This is a genomic window from Nocardia sp. NPDC056952 (assembly GCF_042674185.1).
Lineage (GTDB): Bacteria > Actinomycetota > Actinomycetes > Mycobacteriales > Mycobacteriaceae > Nocardia.
Window position 1 is genome coordinate 1,213,320 of sequence record NZ_JBHURA010000001.1, and the last position, 9,171, is coordinate 1,222,490.

General features: G+C 68.1%; 10 protein-coding genes. 3 read left to right on the forward strand and 7 right to left on the reverse strand.

Annotation, left to right across the window (positions count from 1 at the left end):
• The first annotated feature begins 89 nt into the window (after positions 1 to 89).
• Together ACFTS5_RS05420 and ACFTS5_RS05425 are read left to right on the forward strand one after the other, a co-directional pair.
• Positions 90 to 1,157, forward strand: a complete 1,068-nt coding sequence (locus ACFTS5_RS05420) for an SDR family oxidoreductase (RefSeq protein ID WP_378627624.1) — start codon at positions 90 to 92, stop codon at positions 1,155 to 1,157.
• A gap of 16 nt (positions 1,158 to 1,173) precedes the next feature.
• The gene (locus ACFTS5_RS05425; protein WP_378627626.1) at positions 1,174 to 1,416 is read left to right on the forward strand and encodes a hypothetical protein; all 243 of its coding nucleotides are present in this window, start codon (positions 1,174 to 1,176) and stop codon (positions 1,414 to 1,416) included.
• A gap of 2 nt (positions 1,417 to 1,418) precedes the next feature.
• Here ACFTS5_RS05425 and ACFTS5_RS05430 read toward each other — a convergent pair whose 3' ends face one another.
• The 6 genes from ACFTS5_RS05430 to ACFTS5_RS05455 all read right to left on the reverse strand — a co-directional run bounded on the left by ACFTS5_RS05430 (position 1,419) and on the right by ACFTS5_RS05455 (position 6,771).
• Positions 1,419 to 2,948 carry a polyamine aminopropyltransferase gene (locus ACFTS5_RS05430; protein ID WP_378627627.1) on the reverse strand — a complete coding sequence of 510 codons (1,530 nt, stop codon included), beginning with the start codon at positions 2,946 to 2,948 and terminating at the stop codon, positions 1,419 to 1,421.
• The gene (locus ACFTS5_RS05435) at positions 2,948 to 3,373 is read right to left on the reverse strand and encodes a DUF350 domain-containing protein (RefSeq protein WP_378627629.1); all 426 of its coding nucleotides are present in this window, start codon (positions 3,371 to 3,373) and stop codon (positions 2,948 to 2,950) included. Before ACFTS5_RS05435 ends, ACFTS5_RS05430 begins: the two co-directional genes overlap by 1 nt.
• Positions 3,374 to 3,415: 42 nt before the next feature.
• Positions 3,416 to 3,853: a DUF4247 domain-containing protein gene (locus ACFTS5_RS05440; protein ID WP_378627631.1), complete on the reverse strand. Its 438-nt coding sequence runs from the start codon at positions 3,851 to 3,853 to the stop codon at positions 3,416 to 3,418.
• A gap of 179 nt (positions 3,854 to 4,032) precedes the next feature.
• The gene (locus ACFTS5_RS05445) at positions 4,033 to 4,614 is read right to left on the reverse strand and encodes a class I SAM-dependent methyltransferase (RefSeq protein WP_378627633.1); all 582 of its coding nucleotides are present in this window, start codon (positions 4,612 to 4,614) and stop codon (positions 4,033 to 4,035) included.
• Positions 4,615 to 4,681: 67 nt separating this feature from the next.
• Entirely contained in the window at positions 4,682 to 5,293 is a 612-nt protein-coding gene (locus tag ACFTS5_RS05450; protein WP_378627635.1) for an HAD family hydrolase, read from the reverse strand.
• Positions 5,294 to 5,616: 323 nt separating this feature from the next.
• A complete protein-coding gene (locus ACFTS5_RS05455) occupies positions 5,617 to 6,771 on the reverse strand; it encodes an LLM class flavin-dependent oxidoreductase (protein ID WP_378627638.1) in 1,155 nt (384 codons plus the stop codon).
• A gap of 179 nt (positions 6,772 to 6,950) precedes the next feature.
• Between ACFTS5_RS05455 and ACFTS5_RS05460 the strand changes: the two genes are divergently transcribed.
• The gene (locus tag ACFTS5_RS05460; protein ID WP_378627641.1) at positions 6,951 to 8,450 is read left to right on the forward strand and encodes a flavin-containing monooxygenase; all 1,500 of its coding nucleotides are present in this window, start codon (positions 6,951 to 6,953) and stop codon (positions 8,448 to 8,450) included.
• 5 nt (positions 8,451 to 8,455) lie between these two features.
• Here ACFTS5_RS05460 and ACFTS5_RS05465 read toward each other — a convergent pair whose 3' ends face one another.
• Positions 8,456 to 8,965, reverse strand: coding sequence for a hypothetical protein (locus tag ACFTS5_RS05465; RefSeq protein WP_378627644.1), 510 nt, complete (start codon positions 8,963 to 8,965; stop codon positions 8,456 to 8,458).
• Positions 8,966 to 9,171: the final 206 nt, after the last annotated feature.

Below are 9,171 nucleotides of genomic sequence, written 5' to 3' on the forward strand. Positions count from 1 at the left end.
GCACTGGACAGGAAATCTATGCAGTGTTTAGATTAATTGAGCATCGCTTAGATGCGTGCTCCACCGAATCGACGGAATGGATGATCACCATGACCACCCGGGTACTCGTCACCGGCGCGACAGGTTTCGTCGCCGGCCACTGCATCGCCGAACTCCTCGACCACGGCTACGCCGTCCGCGCCACCGTGCGCGACCTCGCCGCGCACGCCACCCGCGCCCACCTGACCGAACTCGCCCGCCGCACCGGGGGTGAGCTGGAATTCGTCGCCGCCTCCCTCGACGACGACGCGGGCTGGGCCGCGGCGGTCACCGGCTGCGACACCGTGCTGCACGTCGCCTCGCCGTTCCCCGCGACACCGCCCGAGAACGAGCAGGACCTGATCGAGCCCGCGGTGCGGGGCACCCTGCGAGTGCTGCGCGCCGCAGCGGCCTCCGGTGTACGCCGCGTCGTGCTGACTTCCTCGGTCGCCGCCGTCGCCTACGGCCACGACACCGACGAGGTGCGCACCGAGGACGACTGGTCGGTGGTCGAGCGCATTCCCGCGTATCAGAAGAGCAAGACCCTCGCCGAGCGCGCGGCCTGGGACTTCGTCGAATCCCTGCCCGCCGCATCGGATCTGGAACTGGTGGTGGTCAATCCCGGCATGATCCTGGGCCCGCTGCTCGAGGCCAGGACCAGTACCTCCCACGAGCCGGTCCGCAGACTGCTGGCCCGCGACGTCCCCGGTTCGGTGAAAACCGGCTGGACCCCCGTCGACGTGCGCGACCTCGCCGTGGCGCACCGGCTGGCGATGGAAGTCCCCGAGGCCGCGGGCAATCGATACATCTGCGCGGCCGACCCGCTCTGGATGGGGGAGCTGGCCGGCCTGCTGGCCCGCGACTACGCCGCCGAGGGCTTCCGTGTCCCCACCCGTGTCCTGCCGAACTGGGTGATCCGCCTGGTCGCCGTCTTCGACAAAGGTGTGCGCCTGACCGTGCCGGTCCTGGGCCGCACCGAACACGTCAGCGCCGACAAGGCCCGCCGCGAACTGGGCTGGACCATGCGCCCGATCGAGGACACCGTGCGCGACACCGCCGACAGCCTGATCGCGTTCGGCATCGTCACCGCCCCCGGACGGCCCGCGAAGTCGTCGCGTGCTGCTGTCGGAACTCGTTGAGCGGGAAGGCAAGACGATGTTGATCACCGCACTCGTCCTCGCTCTGCTCGGCGTCGTCCGCCGGAAGCTGCGCGGCCGCGCGGACAACGAGACCACGGGGCGTCCAGCCCTCGGAACCAGGCTCGGGCGGGCAGGTGTCGCAGTGCGGCGCGGCGCGACCCGGTTGGTGCGAGAACCTGCCCCGGCGTTGTCGGCGGCGGTCGCCCTCCTCGGGCTAGTCGTCGTCGGTACGCACCTGGCTTGTTCGGGGCAGGTCTGAGCTCAACGCCATTCTTGGCGTTGCAGATCCAGGATCACCGGCCGCATCAATGTCGAGACCTCGGGGTCGACCGCTCGGCGGTCCGGTGGGAAGACGGTGGCCGCGGTGAGGGTGATCTCGTCCAGGGAACGCAGGGGACCGGGGCTGCGCAGGGACGGAGCCGGCGCCGCGCCGGCCGAGGCCAGTACGAAGCCCCAGTCGCCGAAGCTCGGGACGTCCACGTGATACGGGGTGGTGTGCAGGCCCGCGGAGCGCACGGTGGCGTCGATGGTCCAGAAGGAGCGCGGGGCGAAGAAGGGCGAGCCCGATTGGACGACCATGCGGGCGCCGGGGGCCAGCACGTTGGCGGTCATCGCGTAGAACTCCTGCGAGTACAGCTTGGCCACCGAGGTCTGGTCGGGGTCGGGCAGGTCGACGATCACCGCGTCGAAAAGCCCTGGGGCACTCCGTAACCAGGTGAAGGCATCGGCGTTGACCACGGTAACGCGCCGGTCGTCGAACGCGCGGCGGTTGAGATCGGTGAGCCGGTCGTCGGTGCGGGCCAGCTCGATCATCGCCGGATCGAGTTCGACCAGGGTCACCTCGGCGATGTCGCGATAGCGCAGGATCTCACGCAGCGCGAGGCCGTCGCCGCCGCCCAGCACCAGCACCGAACGGTGCGGGCCCGCCAGCACCGGATGCACCAGCGCCTCGTGATAGCGGTATTCGTCGACCGAGGAGAACTGGAGTCCGCCGTTGAGATAGAGGCGGGTGTCGGTGGTGGCGAACGGGGAGAACGATTCGGTGAGCACGATCTGCTGATACGGCGTGCGCGCCTGCCACACGATCGGGTGGGCGAACAGCGCCTGCTGCGCGGTCGCCTCGAAACGGTCCGCGTAGAGGTAACTTCCGGTCAGTCCGCAAGCCACCACGACGGTCGCGGCGATCAGGGTGTGGCGGGCGCCGCGCGTCATCGTGTCGCGAAAGAAGAAGAACGCCAACGCGAGTCCGGCGATCGCGTTCACGACCCCGACCACCAGGCTGCCGCGGATCTGCCCGAACACCGGCAGCAGCAGGAACGGAAACGCCAGGCCACCCAGCAGCGCACCCACGTAGTCGGCCGCGAACAGGTCGGCGACCGCGCTGCCGGCCTCCTGCTCGCGGATGTCCTGGAGCAACTCCATCAGCAACGGAATCTCCGCACCGACGAGCATCCCGATCACAGCCGACGCCAGCACCAGCGTGCCGGTATAGATATTGAGCCACGCGTAACTGGCGTACAGGGCAGCCACCGACAGGCCGCCGACGACGGCCAATGCCAGTTCCACGGCCACGAAAGCCGCGGCGGCACGCGACCGGAGCGGTTTCGCCAGCAGCGCGCCGACACCCATCGAACAGACCATCACGCTCAACGTGATCGACGCCTGCGCGGCGGTGTCACCGATCAGATAACTGCCCAGGGTGACCAGCGACAGCTCGTACACCAAACCGCATGCCGCGCAGACGAACACGGTCGCCAGCAGCGCCGCCCTGGCCAGGCGGTGCCGGGGCATCAGGTCAGGCCCGCGGCCACCACCAGCGCGACCGCGACATGCGCCGACGCCGTGACCCACACCGCCGGATGCGGTTCGGCGTCGGCGACGACGGCCCGGAAGTCACCGGGGGTGAGCGCGTCGAGCAGCACGAACGCCACCGTCATCGCGGCCAGCCCGATCACGCCGTAGATCGCGCTGGACAGCAGCGCCTCGGCGATCTTGCCTTCCGAGGTCCAGATGGCCACGGCCACGATGATCCCGACCCCGAACAGGTTCGAGGCGAGCAGGATCGCGGCATTGCGGTTGCGTTCGATCCAGATCTGGGCGCGCAGGTCGCCCGGGGTGAGCAGGTCGACGACGCCGAAACCGACGGCCATCAACACGATTCCCACCGCGGAATAGGCGAGCGCGGCGCCCGCGTCCGTCGCCAGGTCGGCGAGCATGAGTGTCCTCCTGTGCTGTGCGGGCGAGATGCCCCGAATGAACTACTTGCCGCCGTTGTCGCTGCCGCCGCCGCGGTAGTCGCCCGCCGCGGAGCCGCTGGTCCAGCCGTAACCGCTGGTGTGGGCGTGATGGCGGCGCGTGCCGTTGGCATAGCTGTCGACGAGGATCAGGGAGCCGCCGGGATGCGGTGACACCGCGACGAGATCGTGGTCGAAGCGCAGATAGTGGTTGTCGCCGGTATTGCGCCGGCCGCGTGGGTCGGTGGCTTTCGCGATCGTGGCGGCCACCGCGGCCGGTGCGGCGGTGGCGAGGAAGGCCAGGCCGTTGTTCGCCTGATCGAGTTGTTGCGCTCGCCGGTACTTCTCCGCGACGAATTCACGTGGATCCTCGTCGCGGGTGACCACCACGACGACGACCACCGCCACGACGACCGCGACCACCGCCACCAGGCTCGCGATGATCCACCTGGTGCGATTCATCGGGCCGACCCCCCGAACCCGGTGCGCCACCCAACTGTCCGTGTTGCGTTGATGACTGACCCTCCCCATCGAAAAATCCTGCCGGACTGTATCACCGGGTGGGCGGACCGCCCGCATCGATTCGGACAATACGGACCGACGGAGGGGGTCGGGTCCGCCAGCGGTGTCGCGGTGACAGCTCAGCGTGGGCGCTGCCAGCGCAGCGTGTAGCGCCACATCAGGCGGCGGTGGATCTCGGCACCGGGCAGGTGTTCGGCGGCGGCGGAACGGATTTCGGCGAGGGTTTCGCGTGGATCGGCCAGCGCGACATCGGGGCCGCCGCGCGACCGGCGCCGCCACCGATCCAGGCCCCAGATCGCGGGCAGGAGGGGGAGATAGTGGAAGTCGCTGACCGGGTGCATCTTCCAGAGGCCGACCACCGCGAGGGTGCCACCGGGGGCGACGAGATGGCGCAGGGCGGTGACGCCCTCCCGTACCGGGACATGGTGCAAGGTGGCGACGGCGGTGACCACGTCGAAGGTTTGGTCGAGGTCGCGGAAGTCGGCGTGTTCGAGGTGGACGTTGGGGGCGGCGGGTGCGTTGGCGATGACCCGGTCGTCGATGTCGACGCCGAGCACCGCGTCACAGCGGGTCGCTAATTTGCGGGCGAGTAACCCGTCACCGCAGCCGATGTCCAATGCCGTGCGGGCAGTGTCGGGCACCTGATCGAGTACCCAGGGGTGGTAGTGCGTGTTGTGGTTCCAGTAGGGGTCGGTCGGCATGACCGGTGAACGCGCCGGGCCGCGGATGGGTTCCGGAACTGGTGTGCGTCACAAGCTGTTTCGAGGACTACCGCCCGGAGGCGTGATCGGACAGCCATTCGCCGAACCGGGTGAGATCGTCCAGGACCACGTCGGCGCCCGCGGTCCACAATCCGTCGGCGTCGTAGGGTCCGGTCGTGACGCCGACGGCCACCACGCCCGCCGCCTTGGCGCCGCGCATATCGCCCGCGTGGTCGCCGACGAAGATGTGGGCCGACTCCTCGCGCAACACATCGGCCTTTCCGGTCGCCCACAGGTCACCGGCGAGGCGATCGACCTGCCAGCCGAGATGATCGACGTGCAGGCGCGCGTGCGGCTCGAATTTCCCGGTGACGACCAGCGTCCGACCGCCGCCCGCCCGCACGGCGGCCAGGGCGTCGTCGGCGCCGGGGAGGGCGCCGATGTGGCCGATGACGTCCGGGTACAGCTCGCGGTACCGGGTGACCAGGTGGGGGATCAGATCGTCGGGCGCGCCCGCGTCGCCGAGCAGCGTGGCCAGTGGCGGGCCGAGGTGCTCGGCGAAGTGTGAGCCGTCCATCGGGAGATCGAACTCGCGCGCGAGGGTGTCGATCGCCAGGGCGACCCCCGGACGTGAATCGATGAGAGTCATGTCCAGGTCGAAGCCGACGGTGAGAGTCACGCTGTCGAGCCTATCGCCGCGGGCCGCCGGCCCTGTCGATCACTGCCCGACCCGCCCCGAACTGCACTGATTCACGTGGAACCCCGGCTGCACTCGATGCCGAAAACGGTTGGGGGAGTGCGGTGCAGCCAAGCACGGTGTGCGTCATGGCATTTGAGTCCTACCGCCTGGTAACCGGAAAATCCGCAGGTCACACCCTCATCGAAAGATGTTGGGCCAGCGCGCCACCCGGTGAACGGCAGCAAGGGCAAGGGTGCAGAGACTGCCATTCCAAGGGCTCGAACCTCGGGGCGCGACCCTGAACCGGGATGCGCCCCGAGGCGTCAGCTACTGGCGGCCGCGGTGAACGGCGCGACGGTGGGCACCGACACCGGCCGCGAGGGATGAGTCCACACACCCTTGCGCTCCAGGATCGGCAGCACGCCCTCGCCGAACCAGTACGCCTCCTCCAGATGCGGATACCCGGACAGGATGAAGTGGTCTATCCCGATGGCGGCGTACTCGAGCAGTCGATCGGCCACCTCGGCGTGCGACCCGACCAGCGCCGTGCCCGCGCCCCCGCGCACCAGGCCGACGCCCGCCCACAGATTCGGGGCGATCTCGAGCCCGTCGGTGCGCCCGTTGTGCAGACGCGCCATCCGGCGCTGCCCCTCGGAGTCGCTCTTGGCCAGGTTCGCCTGCACCCGTTCGATCTCACCGGGGGAGATGCCGTCGAGGAGCCGGTCGGCCTCGGTCCACGCCTCGGCGGCGGTATCGCGGCTGATCACGTGGATGCGCAGGCCGAAGTCGACGCTGCGGCCCTCGGTCGCGGCCAGCCCGCGAATCCAGTCCAGCTTCTTCGCGACCGCGTCCACCGGTTCGCCCCAGGTGAGGTAGGTGTCGGCGTAGCGGGCGGCGATCGGCCCGGCAGGCCCTGACGAACCGCCGAAGAACACCGGCGGAATCGGATCGGGGCGGGTGCTGAGGATCGCGTCCTTGACCCGCAGATGTTCGCCGGTGAAGCTGAACGGCTCGGTCGACGACCACAGCTCGCGCACGATGTGCAAGAACTCGCCGGTGCGCGCGTAGCGCTCGGTCTTGTCCAGGAAGTCGCCGTAGGCCTCCTGCTCGCGCTGCTCGCCACCGGTGACGACATTGAGCAGCAGACGCCCGGCGGAATGCCGCTGGAACGTCGCCGCCATCTGGGCGGCCAGGGTGGGGCTGGTCAGGCCGGGACGCAGCGCGACCAGGAACTTCAGCGTCTCGCTGGTCTGCACGAGCATGGCGGTGGTCAGCCACGCGTCCTCGCACCAGGCGCCGGTCGGGGTCAGTACACCTTCGAAGCCGTTGTCCTCGGCCGCGGCGGTGAGCTGGTTGAGATAGCGCAGCGTCGCGGGGCGATCACCGGACATGAAGCTGCCGTGTCCGCCCGCCATCAGGCCGCGTGAGTCGCCGTAGGTGGGCAGGAACCAGTGAAACGACAGTCGGTGATCAGTCATCCCTCGATGCTGACCGGTGCGCCCGCCCTCGTCACGGATTCCGATCACCGTGCGCGCAACCCCCGACACGCCGCGGCGCAGCCACACCGAACTAGACGTAACTATGCGAAACACGTAACCTCTTGGAAAGCTCGGGCGACGGTGCTCGGGCCGGCGACCCTACGAAACGAGTTTCCTCAATGACGCGGCATGTCGACGTACTGATCATCGGCGCTGGCCTCTCCGGAATCGGTACGGCCTGTCACCTGACTCGCGAGCAGACCGGACGCACCTACGCGATCCTCGAGCGCCGCGAGAACATCGGTGGTACCTGGGACCTGTTCAAGTACCCCGGCATCCGCTCGGACTCGGACATGCTCACCTTCGGCTTCGGCTTCCGCCCCTGGATCGGCACCAAGGTGCTCGCCGACGGCGCCAGCATCCGGCAGTACGTCGAGGACACCGCCAAGGAATACGGCGTCACCGACCACATCAGTTTCGGCCGCAAGGTCGTCACCGCCGATTTCGATCGTGGCACCGCGCTGTGGACCGTGCAGGCCGTGATCGAGGCGACCGGCGAGACCGAGACCTGGACCGCGAACTTCGTCGTCGGCGCCAGCGGCTACTACAACTACGACAAGGGCTACCAGCCCGAGTTCCCCGGTCAGGACGACTTCAAGGGTCAGATCGTGCACCCCCAGCACTGGCCCGAGGATCTGGATTACGCGGGTAAGAAGGTCGTCGTCATCGGTTCCGGCGCCACCGCGATCACGCTGATCCCGTCGATGGCCGACACCGCCGCGCACGTCACCATGCTGCAGCGTTCGCCCACCTGGATCCAGGCACTGCCCTCGGACGACCCGGTCGCGATCGGATTCAAGAAGTCGCGCGTGCCCGACGCCATCGCTTACAAGATCGGTCGCGCCCGCAACATCGCTCTGCAGCGCGCCAGCTTCCAGCTCTCGCGCACCAACCCCGAGCTGGCCAAGAAGCTGATGCTGGCTCAGGTGCGCCTGCAGCTCGGCAAGAAGGTGGACCTGCGCCACTTCACCCCCAGCTACAACCCGTGGGATCAGCGCCTGTGCGTGGTGCCCAACGGCGACCTGTTCAAGGTGCTCAAGAGCGGCAAGGCCGACATCGTCACCGACCGCATCGCGAAGTTCACCGAGAATGGCATCCTGACCGAGTCGGGCCAGGAGCTCGAGGCCGACATCATCGTCACCGCCACCGGCCTGAACGTGCAGATGCTCGGCGGCATCACGCTCACCATCGACGGCGCCCCGGTGAAGTTCAACGAGACGGTCGCCTACAAGAGCGTCCTGTACTCCGACATCCCGAACTTCCTGATGATCATCGGCTACACCAACGCCTCCTGGACCCTGAAGGCCGACCTCGCCGCCGCGTACCTGTGCCGCGTGCTCAACATCATGCGCGACCGCGGCTACACCACCTTCGAGGTGCACGCCAACCCCGACGACATCGCCGACGAGTCGCTCATGGGTGGCGCCCTCACCTCGGGCTACATCCAGCGCGGCAACGACGCCATGCCCCGCCAGGGGGCGCGCGGTACCTGGAAACTGGTCAACAACTACTACCGGGACCGCACCCTGATGCACAAGGCCCCGATCGAGGACGGTGTGCTGCGGTTCAGCAAGACCGGCACCACCGTGCAGCCGGGCGAGGAGCGCATCGGCGCCTAGGTGCGCTACTGACGATGGCGCTCGTCCTTCTCGGCTTGGCGCCGTGCCCCCGCGGCGATACTGGAGGCCTCGAACTTCTTTCGACCGGAGGACTCGCGGGTGGCATCGGTGCGCGCTTTCCCCGCGGAGCGCACCTTGCCGTCACCGGTGCCGATCTCGCTGAACGATGGCGCGTCCTTGCGGGCGCGGGCTAGCCTCTCGGCTTTCAACTTGCGGGCATTGCGCTTCGAGGCCGTGGCCAACTGGCGGCTCACCCTGCTGAGCGCACTTTCGAAGACTTCCGCTTTGCCCGCGTTGTGGGTGTTCGCCGATTTTCCGGCGCCACGCGCGCCTTTGGCTTCCACCTTGGCCGCGCCGGCGCGGCGATACAACTTGACGAATTTGTTGCGTGCCCGCCGCACACGGGTGTGCAGCCGGATCAGCGCCTCTTCGTCGAGGTCGGCCATCTGCGATTTCTTTGTGCCGCGAATCAGGACGTACTCGTCTTCGGACAAGGAGTTCAGCAATTTCGACATGTCAACTCCGATCTACCCGAGGGTCACCGTAGGAAAAGAGTCTAGTCCTACCCGTTAACGGTCACTGTCGACGATTTTGTGCAACGAATTCGGGGGATGTCGCGGTCAGGAATCGGCCGCATCGGATTCTTGCGTGTCCACACCGTGGCCGTTGGGTCGCGAGGTGGCCCTTCTCGCTGTCTCGTTTCGGCCGATTTCCTTCACCC